General features: G+C 32.1%; 18 protein-coding genes. 10 read left to right on the top strand and 8 right to left on the bottom strand.

Features of this window, described 5'->3' with window-relative positions; translation table 11 throughout:
* The first annotated feature begins 195 nt into the window (after window positions 1-195).
* A complete protein-coding gene (locus AB3G36_RS16960; RefSeq protein WP_367754772.1) occupies window positions 196-597 on the top strand; it encodes an acyl-CoA thioesterase in 402 nt (133 codons plus the stop codon).
* Between the two features lie 22 nt (window positions 598-619).
* Here AB3G36_RS16960 and AB3G36_RS16955 read toward each other — a convergent pair whose 3' ends face one another.
* The 3 genes from AB3G36_RS16955 to ribD are packed head-to-tail and all read right to left on the bottom strand — an operon-like array spanning window position 620 to window position 2900.
* A complete protein-coding gene (locus AB3G36_RS16955) occupies window positions 620-1252 on the bottom strand; it encodes a YigZ family protein (RefSeq protein WP_367754770.1) in 633 nt (210 codons plus the stop codon).
* Window positions 1253-1261: 9 nt separating this feature from the next.
* Complete coding sequence (locus tag AB3G36_RS16950) at window positions 1262-1864, bottom strand: HAD family hydrolase (protein ID WP_367754768.1); 603 nt, start codon at window positions 1862-1864, stop codon at window positions 1262-1264.
* Window positions 1857-2900, bottom strand: a complete 1044-nt coding sequence (gene ribD / locus AB3G36_RS16945) for a bifunctional diaminohydroxyphosphoribosylaminopyrimidine deaminase/5-amino-6-(5-phosphoribosylamino)uracil reductase RibD (protein WP_367757967.1) — start codon at window positions 2898-2900, stop codon at window positions 1857-1859. Before ribD ends, AB3G36_RS16950 begins: the two co-directional genes overlap by 8 nt.
* Before the next feature lie 106 nt (window positions 2901-3006).
* Between ribD and AB3G36_RS16940 the strand changes: the two genes are divergently transcribed.
* Both AB3G36_RS16940 and prmC read left to right on the top strand, forming a co-directional pair.
* Entirely contained in the window at window positions 3007-3492 is a 486-nt protein-coding gene (locus tag AB3G36_RS16940; protein ID WP_367757965.1) for a GNAT family N-acetyltransferase, read from the top strand.
* Between the two features lie 42 nt (window positions 3493-3534).
* On the top strand, window positions 3535-4392 hold the full coding sequence (prmC, locus tag AB3G36_RS16935; protein WP_367754766.1) for a peptide chain release factor N(5)-glutamine methyltransferase: 858 nt from the start codon (window positions 3535-3537) through the stop codon (window positions 4390-4392).
* A 24-nt stretch (window positions 4393-4416) separates the two neighbouring features.
* Here prmC and AB3G36_RS16930 read toward each other — a convergent pair whose 3' ends face one another.
* A complete protein-coding gene (locus AB3G36_RS16930) occupies window positions 4417-5658 on the bottom strand; it encodes an ABC transporter permease (protein WP_367754764.1) in 1242 nt (413 codons plus the stop codon).
* Between the two features lie 105 nt (window positions 5659-5763).
* Between AB3G36_RS16930 and hisS the strand changes: the two genes are divergently transcribed.
* Window positions 5764-7137 (top strand): histidine--tRNA ligase, encoded by a 1374-nt coding sequence (hisS, locus tag AB3G36_RS16925; RefSeq protein WP_367754762.1) that lies wholly within the window; start codon window positions 5764-5766, stop codon window positions 7135-7137.
* 216 nt (window positions 7138-7353) lie between these two features.
* On the opposite strand, the gene AB3G36_RS16920 is transcribed toward hisS, so the two are convergent.
* The 4 genes from AB3G36_RS16920 to AB3G36_RS16905 form a co-directional block, all read right to left on the bottom strand.
* The gene (locus AB3G36_RS16920) at window positions 7354-7533 is read right to left on the bottom strand and encodes a hypothetical protein (protein WP_367754760.1); all 180 of its coding nucleotides are present in this window, start codon (window positions 7531-7533) and stop codon (window positions 7354-7356) included.
* 128 nt (window positions 7534-7661) lie between these two features.
* Window positions 7662-8984 carry a sensor histidine kinase gene (locus tag AB3G36_RS16915; RefSeq protein WP_367754759.1) on the bottom strand — a complete coding sequence of 441 codons (1323 nt, stop codon included), beginning with the start codon at window positions 8982-8984 and terminating at the stop codon, window positions 7662-7664.
* 92 nt (window positions 8985-9076) lie between these two features.
* Window positions 9077-9751, bottom strand: a complete 675-nt coding sequence (locus AB3G36_RS16910; protein WP_367754757.1) for a response regulator transcription factor — start codon at window positions 9749-9751, stop codon at window positions 9077-9079.
* A 1-nt stretch (window position 9752) separates the two neighbouring features.
* Complete coding sequence (locus AB3G36_RS16905) at window positions 9753-10520, bottom strand: polysaccharide deacetylase family protein (protein ID WP_367754755.1); 768 nt, start codon at window positions 10518-10520, stop codon at window positions 9753-9755.
* A gap of 814 nt (window positions 10521-11334) precedes the next feature.
* On the opposite strand from AB3G36_RS16905, the gene AB3G36_RS16900 reads away from it, so the two are divergent.
* The 6 genes from AB3G36_RS16900 to AB3G36_RS16875 all read left to right on the top strand — a co-directional run bounded on the left by AB3G36_RS16900 (window position 11335) and on the right by AB3G36_RS16875 (window position 17639).
* Complete coding sequence (locus AB3G36_RS16900; protein WP_367754753.1) at window positions 11335-11919, top strand: nucleotide exchange factor GrpE; 585 nt, start codon at window positions 11335-11337, stop codon at window positions 11917-11919.
* Between the two features lie 45 nt (window positions 11920-11964).
* Complete coding sequence (gene dnaJ / locus AB3G36_RS16895) at window positions 11965-13089, top strand: molecular chaperone DnaJ (protein ID WP_367754751.1); 1125 nt, start codon at window positions 11965-11967, stop codon at window positions 13087-13089.
* Between the two features lie 159 nt (window positions 13090-13248).
* Entirely contained in the window at window positions 13249-14172 is a 924-nt protein-coding gene (locus AB3G36_RS16890; RefSeq protein ID WP_367754749.1) for an ABC transporter ATP-binding protein, read from the top strand.
* A gap of 31 nt (window positions 14173-14203) precedes the next feature.
* Entirely contained in the window at window positions 14204-15520 is a 1317-nt protein-coding gene (locus AB3G36_RS16885) for an ABC transporter permease (protein WP_367754747.1), read from the top strand.
* A gap of 172 nt (window positions 15521-15692) precedes the next feature.
* Window positions 15693-16856 (top strand): sigma-54-dependent transcriptional regulator, encoded by a 1164-nt coding sequence (locus AB3G36_RS16880; RefSeq protein WP_367754745.1) that lies wholly within the window; start codon window positions 15693-15695, stop codon window positions 16854-16856.
* Between the two features lie 99 nt (window positions 16857-16955).
* The gene (locus AB3G36_RS16875; RefSeq protein WP_367754743.1) at window positions 16956-17639 is read left to right on the top strand and encodes a DEAD/DEAH box helicase; all 684 of its coding nucleotides are present in this window, start codon (window positions 16956-16958) and stop codon (window positions 17637-17639) included.
* The last annotated feature ends 13 nt before the right edge of the window (window positions 17640-17652 follow it).

Below are 17652 nucleotides of genomic sequence, written 5' to 3'. Positions count from 1 at the left end.
AAATTCTATGTAAATTATTTTATTTAGTAATCGTTGTCTTATTAAATATTATCAAAAAAGATGATATTTTTCGGGGTAACAAATATGTGAACAAATTTCTGTAAAAAAAAATAATTAGGGGTTGATTTTGAAGAAATATTGTTGTAAGTAGGTATTGAATGTTAAAATAATAATGTTAAAATAATAAAATTCATAATGAAAGTACACGAATTTACAGTACGGGTTAGATACTCAGAAACGGACCAAATGGGGGTTGTTTATCATGGTAATTACGCGCAGTATTTTGAGATGGGACGCGTGGAATGGCTAAGAAATCTTGGGGTTTCGTATAAATGGATGGAAGAAAATGGCATAATGCTTCCTGTGGTATCTTTGAATATAAATTACAAAAAACCAGCCCGATATGATGATCTCTTAACTGTTAAAACTATTTTTAAAAGTCAGACTTCCGTTAAGATAGAATTTGACTATGAGATATATAATGAAAAAATGGAGTTATTAACAATTGCGAGCTCAGTTTTGGTTTTTGTTGATATGAAAACGACTCGCCCCACACTTCCACCAGACTATGTAAAAGAGAAGTTATTACGAATTTAAAATTATTAGAATTGTATTATAATTATTCCTTAATTTTAATATCTATTTCATATAACGAATTAAAAATGTCGAAAATTGTTTCGGCATTTTTTTTACGTGTTTTTATTTCAATTGTTCCAATTGGTAATCCAGTTTCTTCATTTAGTTCCATTTCTTGAGAAACAATATCAAGCTTTTTTTCTTTAATTACTCGCATGACTTTATTCATGTTTTTATAATCGAATGAAATTAGATAATGAATATCAATCGTTTTTTCAATTATCATACAATTTTCAAGTGTAATCTGTGCGGTTGTTTTATAAGCTGAGATTAAACCTCCTACTCCTAATTTTGTTCCTCCAAAAATTCGAACCACAACAATCAATGTATTTGTTACATCAAAGGATTGTATTTGTCCATAAATAGGCATTCCAGCCGAATTACTAGGTTCTCCGTCATCGTTAGCTCTGTAGGATACATTTTCGGTTCCTAATTGGTAAGCGTAACAAAAATGACCTGCATTTGGATGTTTTTTTCTAAGGGTATCAATTATTGGTTTTACTTCCTCTTCTAATTGTATCGGAAAAGCATAACCAAAAAATTTACTGTTTTTCTCTTTGAATAAAATTTCTTCCGTTGGAGCTTCAATGGTATTGTAAGTATCTTTGTTTTTCAAAAGGGATTCTTAAATTATATTTTTGGTAAATAGATCAACTACATCTTCTTGTCCCACTTGTAAATTCCAAACATTTAGCCCAAGTGAAAGGGCGGCATCTGTATTTTCTTTTTTGTCATCAACAAACAAGGTTCTTTTGGGTTGCAATTCATGTTTATTCAAAATGTAATTATAAATGCTATTGTCTGGTTTTCTCATACCAATTTCGAATGAAAAATATACTTTTTCAAAACATTGGTAAAAATCACTGTAAAATGATATTCCGCTTTTATGTTCAAATTTTTTAATATGAATGGCATCCGTATTGCTCAATAAAAATAAACGGTATTTTTTTGAAAGCATTTGAAGGAATTCCAAACGATACAATGGAAAGTCTAATAGTACGGCATTCCAAGCTTTTAATATTTCATCTATACTTGCATTAGGAATGTGTTTTTGAATTCCAATCAAAAAATTTTCTCTAGAAATTTCTCCTTTTTCAAATGCAATATTTAATTTATCTAGATCTTCATTCCATTCTTTTAATCCTAATTTTTTTAAGGCATCACTAGTGGCTTGCTTATCTAGATTTATAAAAATATCCCCAAAATCAAAAATGATAGTATTAATCATGGTTTTTGTAAATTATAAGTTCATCAGTACCAATCGAATGCTTTTCGATCTGATTTTTTTCTAAAGCAGGGGCTTTTGTTCCTGATAAAAAAGAGACGTTGCTTACGAATATTCTTGCTTCATCCCAAAGGTTTTCATCAATGAATGTTTGTAAAGTTTGTCTACCGCCTTCTATAATTACAGATTGAATTTGGTGTCGAAATAATACATTTGCGATTTGATGAGCTATGTTTTGCTCAAAATCAATTACTTCAAAGATACAGTTTTCTTTGTCAACATTTGATGTGGATTTACATAAAATTATAGTTTTAACTTGGTTGTCAAGTACATGTCTGTTTTTAGGGATTCGATTGTTTTGGTCGATAATGATCCTAATAGGGTTTTGACCATTCCAATCGCGAGCATCTAGTTTTGGATTGTCATCCATCACAGTTTGTGTGCCTACAAGTATAGCTTGCTCCTCAGTTCGCCATTTATGGACGAGTTGTCTAGAATAGGTATTGGTTATCCAAACGGGTCTTTTTTCTGTTTTTTCTTTCGGTGCAATAAAACCATCTTGAGTTTCTGCCCATTTTAAAATTATGTAAGGTCTTTTCTTTTGATGAAAAGTAAAAAAGCGTTTGTTTAACTCGTTGCATTCGTCTTCGAGTATGCCAACAGTGACATGTATTCCTGCTTCAATTAATTTTTTGATTCCATTTCCTGCCACTTTTTCATTTGGGTCAACAGTTCCAATAACAACATTTGGAATTTTATTTTGGATAATTAAATCACAACATGGAGGCGTTTTTCCAAAATGACTGCAAGGTTCCAAGCTCACATAAATGGTCGCTTTTTGTAATAAGGATTTGTCATTTACGGAATTTATAGCATTTACTTCAGCATGGGGTTCACCCGCTTTTTTGTGCCAGCCTTCTCCAATAATTTTGCCGTCATAAACAATAACACTTCCCACTAAAGGGTTAGGATAGGTAGTTCCTAGTCCGTTTTTGGCTAATTCGATGCAGCGCTTGATGTATGTTTCATTTTTCTTCACTATGCAAAAGTAGTTATTTTTGAGTTTATGATTTAGTTTTAAAACTTCAGTAAATAACAATAAAGTATTTCTATTTTTGTCTTTCAAATAGTAGCATTTAATCATGATGAAAAACTGGATCATTAGAAAAATTGAAAAAAGAGATAATCAAAGCGTTGCGAAATTAATTCGTTCTGTTTTTGATGAATTGAATATTCCAAAAGTAGGAACAGCATATGCCGACCCTTATTTAGATTTAATGTATGAAGAATACAGTAAGCCTAGATCAGCGTATTTTGTAGTTGAAAACGAAGGAAGAGTAGTAGGAGCTGCAGGAGTAGCACCACTTGAAAATGAAGCGGAGACTATTTGCGAATTGCAAAAAATGTATTTTTTACCTGAAACTCGTGGTTTGGGAATCGGGAGCCAAATGATGGCTACTTGTTTGCAAAGTGCTAAAGATTTTGGATTTGAAAGCTGTTATCTTGAAACGATGCCTTATATGCTTGGCGCTCAAAAACTGTATAAAAAAGTAGGTTTTGAATACATAGATTCTCCTATGGGATGCACAGGTCATACTTCTTGTCCGGTTTGGATGTTGAAAAAATTATAAGTTATGAATTGTGAATTTTTAAATTCATAAAGCAATAAAAAAATGAAAATTAAACAATACCGTGATCAATTTATTCAAGCACTTACTCCAATTCATGGAGAAGATGAGGCTGAGAGTTTTTTCTATTTAATATTAGAAGATAAAAACCAATTAAAAAGAATTGATTTGGCTTTGCAGCCTGATTTAGTTTTCACAAATGAAGAAATTTTGGTTTGGAATTCCTTTTTGGAACAACTGAAACTTGAAATTCCAGTTCAATACTTATTAGGAAAAACGAGTTTTTATGGATTGGATTTTATAGTTAATGAAAATGTATTAATCCCAAGAGCAGAAACCGAAGAATTGGTAGAATGGATTATTGAAACTCAAAACTCAAAAGTTGAAAGTCAAAAAGTAAGAATTCTGGATATTGGAACTGGGAGCGGTTGTATTGCGATTTCATTAGCAAAAAATATTCCTAATGCTCAGGTTTTTGCTATCGATGTCTCGGAAAAAGCTTTGGCTACAGCCAAAAAAAATGCAATTGAAAACAAAGTCGACGTCACCTTTATTCATCAAAATATTCTTGAAACCGAAGATTTAGGGCAGCAGTTTGATATTATTGTTTCGAATCCTCCTTATGTCCGGAATTTAGAAAAAGCCGAAATTAAAAAGAATGTTTTGGACAACGAGCCCCATTTGGCTCTTTTTGTAGATGATACAGATGCTTTGATTTTTTATAAAAAAATAGCAGAATTAGCGTTGAAAAACCTAACTCAAAACGGCTTATTGTTTTTTGAAATCAATCAATATCTAGGAAAAGAAATGATTGATTTACTGCAAGAAATGACTTTTAAAAATATTGAATTGCGTAAAGATATTTACGGAAATGATAGAATGACCAAAAGTAGTTTGACTTAAGGATATAGTATCTTAAGCTTCTATTTACTCGTAACGTAAAGCCTCAATAGGATCAAGTGTAGATGCTTTTATAGCTGGATATAAACCAGATATAATTGCCACAATGAAACTGGTTAAAAAAGCTGCAAAAATGGCTCCCCATGGAATTACAAACGCAAAACTCATCGCAGTTGCTATTCCGTAACCAATCAGAATTCCGAAAATAATTCCCATTAATCCTCCTAATTGACCAATAAGTAGCGTTTCTATAAAAAACTGAAAAGCCACGGTGCTTTTTTTGGCACCTAATGCTTTTCGAACTCCAATTTCCCTTGTACGCTCCGTTACCGAAACAATCATGATGTTCATCAAAGCAATTGACGAACCTAGGATGGTTATAATTCCAATTAACCAAGAAGCTAATCCTAAATATTTTGTAATTCCTAGAATTCTATTTATTAAATCGTCAGAGCGTACTACTCCAAAATTATTGTCTTTTAAAGGGCTCAATTTTCGAACTCTTCGCATAGTGCTCGTAGCGTTATCAATGGCTTGATCTAGAAGTTCTTTCTTAGAAACCATAATGCTCATTGTATAATTGATATTAGGAGCTGTAAATAAGGACCGCGCCACTTGAATAGGAATTAAAACTCTTAAATCTTGGCTATTGCCAAAGGTGGATCCTTTTTCTTTTAGTACTCCAATTACCTTGAAACGGGCACCTCGAATGGAAATTATTTTATCAATTGGGTTTACGTCTTTTAATAATCCTTTTTCAAAATCAGAACCTACAATACAAGAATACGTATTATTAGAAATATCAAAACCATTAAAATTTCGTCCCAGTTTAGTTTCTAAACCAGAGTTTGTAATAAAATGTTCGTCTACACCCACAACAGAAATTTCAGGGTCAGTTTTGGTGGCTTCAAATTTTACTTCAGCTGCTGATGTGGCGGTAAATGATAATGAAGTTTCTGTAAAAGGATATTTGTATTTATTTTTAAATTCTACAGCTTCGGGATACGAAATAATTGGATTAATAATTTCTCGTTCTTCTCCTCGTCTTCGAGTAGTGTTTTCGTATTGATTTATATTGAATGTATTGGCTCCCATCGATGCGAAATCTGAGGAGATCGTGTTTTCTAATGCGGACACAACAGTAAGGATCCCAACTAAAGCTGTTATTCCTATTGCAATGATTAAAACGGTTAGTGTGGTACGCAATAATTGCGTTCTAATAGAACCAATTGCAATCCGTACATTTTCTTTGAATAAATTTAGCATCATACTAGTTTGACACGAAAATACAATTTTTGTTACAAGTTTGTTTTAGAAGATGGAATATTTATTTTAAAAATAAGATATTTGCAGCAAGAATTATAAATTATAAAAATGGCATCAAAACCGAGTATACCTAAAGGGACTAGAGATTTTTCACCTGCTGAGGTGGCAAAACGTCAATATATCATGCAAATTATTAAAAGTAATTTCGAGAAATTTGGTTTTCAGCCTATCGAAACGCCTTCTTTTGAAAACTCAGATACCTTAATGGGGAAATATGGGGAAGAAGGTGATCGTTTGATTTTTAAGATATTAAATTCGGGAGATTATTTGGCCAAAGCCAATGTTACTCATTTAGAAAATAAAGACAGCACGAAGTTGACCTCAAGTATATCAGAGAAAGCCTTGCGTTATGATTTAACAGTTCCTTTTGCAAGATACGTAGTTCAACATCAAAATGAGATCGAATTTCCATTTAAAAGGTACCAAATCCAACCCGTTTGGCGTGCTGATCGTCCACAAAAAGGACGTTTTAGAGAGTTTTTTCAGTGTGATGCTGATGTGGTAGGTTCTAAGTCTTTATGGCAAGAAGTAGAATTAGTACAGCTATACGATACTGTTTTTACTGCTTTGGGTTTAGAAGGAGTAACCGTAAAAATCAATAATAGAAAAATATTATCTGGAATTGCTGAGGTTATCGGCGCATCGGATAAATTGATCGATTTTACTGTCGCTTTAGATAAACTAGACAAAATAGGCGAGGACGGTGTAAAAAAGGAAATGATCGAAAAAGGAATTGACGAAGCCGCTATTGCAAAAGTGCAGCCGTTGTTTAATTTCACAGGAACGATTTCGGAGAAAATAGAAAAATTATCCCTGCTTTTAGCACTTTCTGAAGAAGGAATGAAAGGAGTAGAGGAGCTACGTTTTATTTGTGATAATGTGATGGCCCTTGGATTGTCAACAGCGATTCTTGATCTAGATGTAACTCTGGCGCGCGGACTTAATTATTATACGGGTGCTATTTTTGAAGTTGCTCCCCCAAAGGCAGTCGCTATGGGGTCTATTGGTGGCGGTGGTCGCTATGACGATTTGACTGGAATCTTTGGATTGAAAAATATGAGTGGTGTTGGGATCTCTTTTGGTTTGGACCGAATTTATTTGGTTGTAGAAGAGCTTAATTTATTTCCAGAAACAGTTACTGAAACCACAAAAGCACTCTTCATAAATTATGGTGATAGAGAAGCTTTTTATGCCATGAAAGCAGTTAAAGAATTAAGGGCTTCAGGGGTAAAAGTAGAACTCTATCCTGATGCTGTAAAAATGGCAAAACAGTTTCAACATGCTGATAAACGAAATATCCCTTATGCAGTAATTGCAGGTAAAAATGAGATAGAAGCCAATTTATTTTCGCTTAAAAACCTAGTAACAGGAGAACAGATTTCTTTTGATCTTGAAGGACTCAAGAAAGAATTATTAAAATAGGTAATAGGCCAAGTCTTGAAAAAAAAACTAGAGTAATAAAAAAATAGAAATACATTTTTTAAAAAGTAGTAAGCTCAGATTTACTACTTTATTTATGTAAAATTTCATTCTTTATAGAAGAGTTATAAAAAAAAGCTATTCAAATTTTTATTTTGAATAGCTTTTTTTTCAATACTCAATCTCATATAATTACTAAAAATTTTTGATTAGCAATTATTATTTTTTTGTTGCTTCTGTTTTAGTTGCTTCCATTTTTGCAACTTCTTTTTTGTTGTGTTTTTTGTGTTTTCCAATTTTTACTTCTTTTGCAGGAGCAGTTGATTTAGTAGCAGTTTGTGCATTTACCATAGCTGTAGTTCCTAAAACTAACATTGCTAACAGGATTACTTTTTTCATAATTTCTAAAATTTAAATTGTTATTGTTTTTTTATAAATGTTATTATTTATACGTCAAATGTATAACCGTTAAATGAAGAGAAAATGAAGATTTCGCGATGGAATAATTTTTAACTTTTTATTAATATTTAGGAAATTGGGAATGTAATTTTGAAAGATGTGCCTTTATTAATTTCTGATTCGACTTGAATTTCAATTTGATGTAATTTGGCAATACTATCAACAATAGCAAGCCCGATTCCATGACCATCTTGTTCAAAATTAATTCGTGTAAAACGATCAAAAATTTGGGTAAGTTGTTCCTTATTCATTCCTATTCCAGTATCTGAAATAATTAAGGTATAGTTCTTATTATTCCATGAATCTGTAACAGTAATATTTCCAGAAGGGTTATTGTATTTTATTGCGTTAGTGATTAAATTAGTAATCATAACTTGAATAAGTGTTTTGTTGCCTTTAAAATCAAAATTTTCTCTGATATTTTTAGCTACACTAAGTTCTCTTTCTTGAATTCTATCTTTTAGATTTTCAATCAGTTCCGTAATAATCTCATTAATATTAATTTCTTCATTGGTTTGAAATTGTTTATTGTCAATTCTTGAAATTAAAAGTAAATTACTGATTACTTTTTTCATTGCATCCAATGTGTTTAAGGAATCAGAAATTTTATCAATAGCAATATCATCTAAGGACTGGTTTTGAATTAAGTTTTCAAATCGATTTTTTAAAATAGCAATAGGTGTAAGGAGCTCATGTGACACATTACCTATGAATAGTTTTTCTTTATCAAAAGCATCTGTAATTCTATTCATCATATTATTTAAGGCATCATCTAAGTCTTTAAATTCAGATGTTTTACTGTGTATTAGAGTATGATTGAATTTTTCGGGTTCATTGATTAAAGCAATTTTTGTTGTTACTATTTTATTAAATGGTTTCAATAAATAGGACACATAAAAAAGATCGATGATAAATGTAAAAAAGGTAACTATCAAAAAAGTAATTATGATTATATAGTGAAGCAAAACGATTAGATCATCTATTGCTTTTATATTAGTTCCTATTTCAAGTTGATAATTGGTCGCATTATAGCTAAAATGATGCTGTAAAACTCGATACTCAGCCTCTTGATTTTCAATTTTTATTTGGTCATTATAAAAAACATCTTTACTGATTGTTTTTTGATTAGGCGATACTTCTAATTGAGTAAATTCTTTATGTAAAATGGTGAAATTACTATACACTTCAGTTGAATCATTGGCTAATAAAAAGTCTTTAATTTCTTTAGAATCTAGATTATGAACAAACTTTTCTTTCTTTTCTAATAATTCATCATCAGCATTATTGTAAATTACTTTTTTTACGATGTAGGGTAACGTTATCCATAAAATAATTATCAAAAATAATTTTGTTACAATATTGAATAATGAAAGTCTATGTTTTAGTTTCATATTTGTAAAAGTTATTTGTTTTAGGTCATCTATTGTTGCTTTTACTTACTAGTCTTACTGACGTATACATCTTGTTATTATGAATTGTACTACTAAATATTTATTCTATAACCAACATTTCTAACCGTTTCAAACCATTCTAAAGAGGCATGTTTATCAAGTTTTTTTCGAAGATTTCTAACATGTACATCAATAAAATTACTGTCGGAAGTTACTTCTAGAATGTCACCCCAAACGTGTTCAATGAGTTGCATACGAGTAATTACTCGGTTTTTATTTAAAACTAAATATTGAAAAATATCAAATTCCTTTTTGGTCAATTTTATAGGTAATCCATTATAACTTACTTTGTAATCTTGCAATTGTAGCTTAAACCCATACAATTCGAGTTCGTTTTGAGCAAAACCTCCTAAACGCCTAACAATGGCAAAAAGTCGTGCTTGCAGTTCAGTAAGAGCAAATGGTTTGGTCAAATAATCATCGGCGCCAAGTTGTAATCCGTTGATTTTATCTTCCAACTCTCCACGTGCGGTAACGACAATTACCGCCATTTTCAATTGGTTTTTTCGTACCGATTTTAAAACATCAAAACCACTACCATCAGGCAACCCTAAATCTAATATCATGATGTCATAATTGTTACTACTAGCTTCATCAAGTGCGTCTTCACAAGTATTTGAAATTTTGCAAATATAGCCTGAACTAGAAAGAAATTCTTTTAGTTCAATTGCCAATTCTTTATTGTCTTCAACTATAAGTAAGTTCATATTAGTTGTTTTGCTTTAATTTATCCAAGTCAGATAACGTATAAAATTTCAGATTATTCAATTTCATGTATTTACATAAAAACTCCAAAGTTTCAATTTTTGTTTGATAATTTCCCGTTATGTTTTTGACGGGTCGATGGCTACATAAAATCAAAATTTTATTTTGTTTTTTAGCATCATCTAATAACTCCAATAAATAAGGAATGCTAAAATGGATGTGACTGTTGTCAATATCAAAAGCATAGAGGTATTTGGAGTTTCTAAAATAGCAGCCTTCTTTCTCCGGTTTTTTATCTTCAAAATCTCTTCCTCTGATTATTTTAAATTTTGGTGCTAATGCTGTATCGAGTGCAGCCGACCGCTCCCCATAAGGATAGGCAAATGAAGAAACGTTAAAACCATTTTTCTTCATTGAAACCATCATTGGATCAATTTCTTGTTTGATGTATTTATCAATTCCGTTTTTGGCTACAAATTTCACTGCATTATAATGGTGGTATCCATGACCTGCAATTTCATGTCCTTCACCTTGTAATAGATGCAGTTTTTGCATTTGTGGTTTACCAATGGAGTCTATTCTGCAAACACAAAATGTAGCTTTCCAATCGTATTTTTTTAGTACTTTATCAGCTTCGTACCATTCATCAACATAGGCGTCATCAAAAGAAATAACTACGCCAGCTTTGTAAGGGGGTTGTTTTTTATCTTGACAAGATATCAGAATTAAAAAAGACGCAATTAGGAATGATTTTAATAAAGTTAGTTTCATTAATTATTTTTTGAGAATCAAATCAAATATAAATTTTTTTGGTCTCTCTATTTATTTATATATGACACTATTTAATTGTTATTTAAAGTTAAAAAAAAGCCAGCAAACTGCTTTACTGACTTTTATTACTAACAACTTTAAAATATAAATAACCTAATCTTTTTCTGTAATTTTTATAAAATTACCATTTTGTCAAGAAAAAAGTATCGTAAAATATTCCGTTACAAATAATCCCTATTTCATAAGTGATAACACTATTTTTTGACTTTAATTCTAGAAGCGTCATTGATGCTGAAATTTTCCTTCAATTTTTCATGGTTATTTTATAAGTCAAAATTATATTCCTTAAATGAAGAATAAATGAAGATTGTAATTTTCTGTTTTTAAGACAACATTCTTACTTCATAGGACTGTATTTTATGAAACAGGAAAGAGGTGTTTTTTAAAATTGCGATTTTAAGAATTACTTTAATGTAAATTTTGATTTAAATATCCTTTATTTTTCATTTTAGGTTATTTTAAAAATGGCATAAAAAAAAGCTTTGTTTTAGTAAACAAAGCTTTTTTTAATATAAGGTAATCACGAATTAATAATTATACAGAAACTAACCTTAAATTTTTAGATCAGAACCAGTAACAAACTTATAGAAACTAAAACGTAATAGTCTTAAAATTATATTAAAATTTTAATTATGGTTGAAAAGTAAATGAACGAAATATTTTATGAAAATAAATTTAGTTAAATTAAACAATGACAATTTGACATTTTATAAGATTTGGCAGTACTTTTGCAATTCAAAGAAAAGTGAAAAAAATGAAGTTTAAGAATATTTTTAAAAATACTAGTAATATGGCTACTGATAATACAGAAATCGATCAAAACATAGAGGATGTAACTACAGATAATAATACAAATACTAATGAAGAGCAAGTAATTGCTGAAGAATTAAGTGTTGAGGAGCAATTAACGCAAGACTTAGCTAAAGAAAAAGATAAGTATTTAAGGTTGTTTGCTGAATTTGAAAATTACAAACGTAGAACGACTAAAGAGCGTATCGAATTGTTTAAAACGGCAAACCAAGAAGTTTTATTGGCGATGCTTCCTGTTTTAGATGATTTTGACAGAGCAGTTGTTGAAATTGCTAAATCTGAGGATGAGGTATTAATGAAAGGCGTTGAGCTTATTCATGAAAAACTTAAAAATACTTTAGTAGCTAAAGGATTGGAACAAGTAGATGTAAAAGCAGGAGATGCATTTGATGCTGATTTTGCCGAAGCAATTACTCAAATTCCTGCTCCTTCTGATAAGATGAAAGGTAAAATTGTTGATGTTCTTGAAAAAGGATATAAATTGGGAGATAAGATTATTCGTTTTCCAAAAGTTGTAATAGGGCAATAATAGAGAAAAAAATTTTTTGCTTCTATACCATTCAAAAACAAAAAAATGAAAAAAGATTTTTACGAGATATTAGGCATTTCAAAAAGTGCAGATGCTGCAGCAATAAAGAAAGCTTACAGAAAAAAAGCCTTAGAGTTTCATCCTGACAAAAACCCTGGAGACAAATCGGCAGAAGATAAATTTAAGGAAGCTGCTGAAGCTTACGAAATTTTAAGCGATCAGAATAAAAAAGCGAAATACGACCAATACGGTCATCAAGCTTTTGATGGTTCAGGCGGTTTTGGTGGCGGTGGTCATCATGGCGGAATGAATATGGATGACATCTTCAGTCAATTTGGAGATATATTCGGTAGCGCCTTTGGTGGTGGTGGCGGATTTGGTGGCGGTGGAGGAGGTCAACGTAGAACTAAAGGAAGTAATCTTCGTATCAAAGTAAAATTAACTTTGGAAGAAGTTGCCAATGGTGTAGAGAAAAAAGTAAAAGTAAAACGCAAGGTTCAAGCGCCTGGCGTATCGTATAAAACCTGTTCTACTTGTAATGGTCAAGGGCAAGTAATGCGTGTAACCAATACAATTTTGGGTAGAATGCAATCAGCTTCAACCTGTCCAACTTGTGGTGGTTCTGGTCAAATTTTAGACAAAAAACCATCTGAAGCGGATGCTCAAGGGATGATTCTTGAAGATGAAACAGTATCTATAAAAATACCTGCTGGTGTAGTTGACGGAATGCAATTGAAAGTTTCTAATAAAGGAAACGATGCCCCAGGGAACAGTGTTCCAGGTGATTTGATTGTTGCTATCGAAGAGCTAGAACATGAATTCTTGAAACGTGAAGGAGAGAATTTGCATTATGATTTATACATCAGTTTTGCCGAGGCGGTTCTTGGAATCTCTAAAGATATCGAAGCAATCAATGGTAAAGTTAGAATCAAACTGGAAGAAGGAATTCAATCAGGAAAAATCCTTAGACTCAAAGGAAAAGGAATTCCTAGTATTAATGGATACGGAAGTGGTGATTTACTAGTTCATGTAAACGTTTGGACTCCAAAAACATTAAACAAAGAGCAAAAACAATTTTTTGAAAAAAACATTGATGATGAAAACTTTGTTCCAAATCCTGAAAAATCAGATAAATCATTTTTCGAGAAAGTAAAAGATATGTTTTCTTAATTTTTATAAAGGTTAAAAATTAAATATATTTCCCATCCTTGTTCAAATAAGGATGGGTTTTTTTATGTAACATTTGGGCCTATTTTGCTACTAATTATTTACTTTTACACGCGTTAGGCTATAACGAGCTAAACGGATGAAATAAATTCAAAATTCAGCATGAGTATTTTACTTGAAGTTAATAAAGTAGTTAAGCAATACGGTGATTATGTAGCGCTTAATGAAGTTTCATTATCGGTTCCTAAGGGCAGTATTTATGGACTATTAGGTCCTAACGGTGCCGGAAAAACATCTTTAATCCGAATCATAAATCAAATTACATTTCCAGATCGTGGTGAAATCATTCTTGATGGTGAAAAACTACAACCCAAACACGTTCAATATATTGGATACCTTCCTGAAGAAAGAGGATTGTACACCAGTATGAAAGTGGGAGAACAATGTTTGTATTTGGCTCAAATGAAAGGACTTTCAAAAGCCGAAGCCAAAAAACAATTGGATTATTGGTTTGATAGACTAGGAATTCAAGGTTGGTGGAACAAAAAAATCCAAGAGCTTTCTAAAGGAATGGCACAAAAAATTCAGTTTGTAGTTTGTGTTTTGCACAAGCCAAAATTATTGATTTTTGATGAGCCTTTCTCTGGTTTTGATCCAGTAAATGCCAATGTTATAAAAGAAGAGATCCTGGCTTTAAGAGAAGAGGGTGCCACTATCATTTTTTCGACACACCGCATGGAAAGTGTTGAGGAACTGTGTGATGATATCGCTTTAATCCACAAGTCAAACAAATTATTAGAAGGGAAACTGAGTGATGTAAAAAGACAGTTCAAAACGAATAGCTATGAAGTGGGGATTTTATCTGATAATGTAGAAGGTTTGATGTATGATATTACACAAAAATTCACTGTGGGGCCTGCTAATTTCAAATCCTTAAATAAGGAACTAAAGCTAGAAATTCAATTGGGGAAAGCCTTGCCAAATGAACTATTGAACGTATTGACGCAGCGTGGGCAAGTCACTCATTTTGTGGAAAAAATACCAAGTGTAAATGATATTTTTATTCAATCCGTTAGCGAAAAATAATTTTTTGGTAAATCCTAAATTCTAAATTAAAATGAGCATCATTTCATTAATCATAAAAAGAGAGTTTATTGCCAAAGTGCGTAATAAATCTTTTATTGTAATGACCTTTTTAAGTCCGTTACTATTTGTAGGGATAGCTGCATTTGTTGGTTATTTAAGTTCGATGAAAGCAGATACAAAACGAATCGCCATTCACGACGAATCCGGTTTGTTTGTAAAAGACTTTACAGCACAAAACAGTAAAAAGGGCGAATATAAATACCTCGATTTATCGGTAATCGATTCGAAATTTCTGAAAGACAGCATCACTAACGAAAGTTATGAAGGACTGTTAATCATTCCGAAATCAACAAATATTACCGATTTTGAAAGTAAAATCCAATTCATATCGAACAGTAGTCCCAGTATTTCTTTTATTGAAAATGTGCAAGATGTCATAAGCAATAAAATCACCAAAATAAATTTAGAGAACGCACACCTTGATACCTTAGCTATTAAAAAGGCACAATCGGTAGTAAATATTAGTCTGGCCAAAGCTTCTGGGGAAGAAAGTGTAAAAGGATTAAATGAAATTAAAATTGCCATTGGTGGCGGTTTTGGTTATTTAATAATGATGTTCATCATAATTTATGGAAATATGGTGATGCGTTCTGTAATCGAAGAAAAAACAAATCGTATCATAGAAATCATTATTTCCTCAGTTAAACCATTCCAATTAATGATTGGTAAAATCATAGGAACTTCATTAGCAGGAATATTGCAGTTCGTAATTTGGGCCGTAATTGGACTATCATTAATGTTTGCCGCTTCATTGTTTTTTGGGGTAAATGTGGGGCCAACAGCTAAAGTCCCACCTGAATTAATGCAACAAGCACAACAAGAATTTGCTGGTACAGCCCAAATGTATATCAAAGAATTGTGGAACTTACCCATTGCTAATATTTTGCTGGGTTTTGTGGTTTATTTCATAGGTGGTTATTTTCTATACAGTTCATTTTACGCAGCAATCGGTGCGGCAGTGGATAATCAAACCGATTCACAACAGTTTTTACTGCCTATCATCATGCCGTTGATGTTGAGTGTTTATGTTGGATTTTTTAGTGTAATACATGATCCGCACGGAACTATTGCGGTCGTTTTCTCCATGATTCCGCTCACATCGCCTATTGTTATGTTGATGCGAATCCCGTTTGGCGTACCTTTGTGGCAAATTGCCATATCCGTAACACTATTATTCGCCACTTTCTTTGGAGTAGTTTGGTTTGCGGCTAAGATTTATAGAGTTGGAATATTGATGTACGGTAAAAAACCAACTTGGAAAGAGTTGTACAAATGGCTTAACTATTAAAATAATTTGGAACTATTTCCTGCTTTTCGTTTCAATCTTTTTTAATTCGCTAAAGAAGCGAGTTAAAAAAGGATTTTCACTGCAATCAGGGTTATTGAAATAGATTATAATTAATTTGTGAACTTTGCAAAAAAAAACTTTGTGAACTTTGCTGTAAAATAATAAAAAAAACATGCCTAAAATACTAATTATAGAAGACGAAGCAGCTATTCGAAGAGTACTAACAAAAATACTTTCCGAAGAGAACGATACCTATGAAGTAGAAGACGCCGAAGATGGTGCGATAGGTTTTGAAAAAATAAAAAACAACGATTACGATTTGGTTTTGTGTGATATCAAAATGCCAAAAATGGATGGTGTGGAGTTACTCGAAGCCGTAAAAAAAATAAAACCCGAAATCCCAATGGTGATGATCTCTGGTCATGGCGATATGGAAACGGCAATCAATACGATGCGTTTGGGCGCTTTTGATTATATATCTAAACCACCTGATTTGAATCGTTTATTAAATACCGTTCGAAACGCATTAGACAAAAAACAACTGGTAGTTGAAAATAAGATTCTAAAGAAAAAAGTCAGCAAGAACTACGAAATGATTGGGGATAGTGAGGCCATCAATCACATTAAAGTGATGATTGACAAAGTTGCTCCAACGGAAGCTCGTGTTTTAATTACAGGACCAAATGGAACTGGTAAGGAACTAGTGGCGCATCAATTGCATGAAAAAAGTGAGAGAGCTGATTTTCCTTTAATCGAAGTAAACTGTGCCGCAATCCCATCTGAACTGATAGAAAGCGAGCTTTTTGGTCATGTAAAAGGTGCTTTTACCTCGGCTGTAAAAGACCGCGCAGGAAAATTTGAAGCGGCCGATAAAGGAACTATTTTCTTGGATGAAATTGGTGATATGAGTCTTTCGGCTCAAGCCAAAGTATTGCGTGCTTTACAAGAAAGTATGATTACTAGAGTAGGCGCTGATAAAGATATCAAAGTCAATGTTCGCGTTGTGGCAGCAACTAATAAAGATTTAAAAGTCGAAATTGCCGAAGGTCGTTTTCGTGAAGATTTATACCACCGTTTAGCAGTAATATTAATAAAAGTACCATCGTTGAATGACAGACGTGAAGATATCCCAATGCTGATTTCTCATTTTGCTGACAAAATTGCTTCTGAGCAAGGGAATGTTGTGAAGAAATTTTCTAAAGATGCCGTAAAACTATTGCAGGAATACGATTGGACTGGAAATATTCGTGAACTGCGAAATGTAGTAGAGCGTTTAATAATTCTTGGAGGAAGTGAAATTTCTGAGAACGATGTAAAGTTGTTTGCGTCAAAATAAAAAATAAATTTAATGATTTAAAAATTAAACGATTTAAAGACTGTCAGTATATTTCAACTCTTTAAAATTTTAATTTTTTTAATCTTTCAATCATACGTAATGAAATTAAAAAAAATAAACGAAGGTCTAAGAGAATCTTTAATTGAGAATGGCTTAACAAAAGCCAATGCGATGCAACAAGAAACTTTTTCGACTTTAAAAAGTGGTGCTGATTGCCTTATTTTAGCTCCAGCAGGAAGTGGAAAAACGACTACCATTGTGATCAATGTGATTCAGCAATTAGTAAAGGAAGGGGAACAATCTCCTCGCGCTTTAATTATTGTGGAAGACAAAGCCAAGGTGTTGGCTATGGAAGCACTTTTTGAGAAATATGGTAAACACACTGATATCAGTGTTTACGGAGTGCATGACAAGGGGGATATGGAATATGACAAAAATTATATTTCTGGTGGAGTAGATGTGTTGATTGGTACACCTAATAAGTTGAGCGAAATGTTTACCACTGCAGGATTTAATGTAAACCGTTTAAAAATGTTTATTCTTGATGATGCAGATCCTATTTTGAAATTGCGTCATGAAACAAAAATCATGCGTATTTCAAATAGCATCATAAAAACACAACGCATCATTTTTACGGAACAAATGACAGATCGAATTGAAAGTCTTGCTGATAAAATGCTTGTAGAACCTTTTGAATTTGATTTTGAAGATTTCGAAGAAGAGAATGAGGAAGTAGAAGATTTCGAGGAGCAAGAAGGGGATGAAGAAAATGGGAATAATTAAATAAAAGACTTTC

It is taken from the genome of Flavobacterium sp. WC2430, assembly GCF_040822075.1.
Lineage (GTDB): Bacteria > Bacteroidota > Bacteroidia > Flavobacteriales > Flavobacteriaceae > Flavobacterium.
Note: the sequence above shows the minus strand (reverse complement) of the source record. Positions and strands in the feature narration are given on the sequence as shown.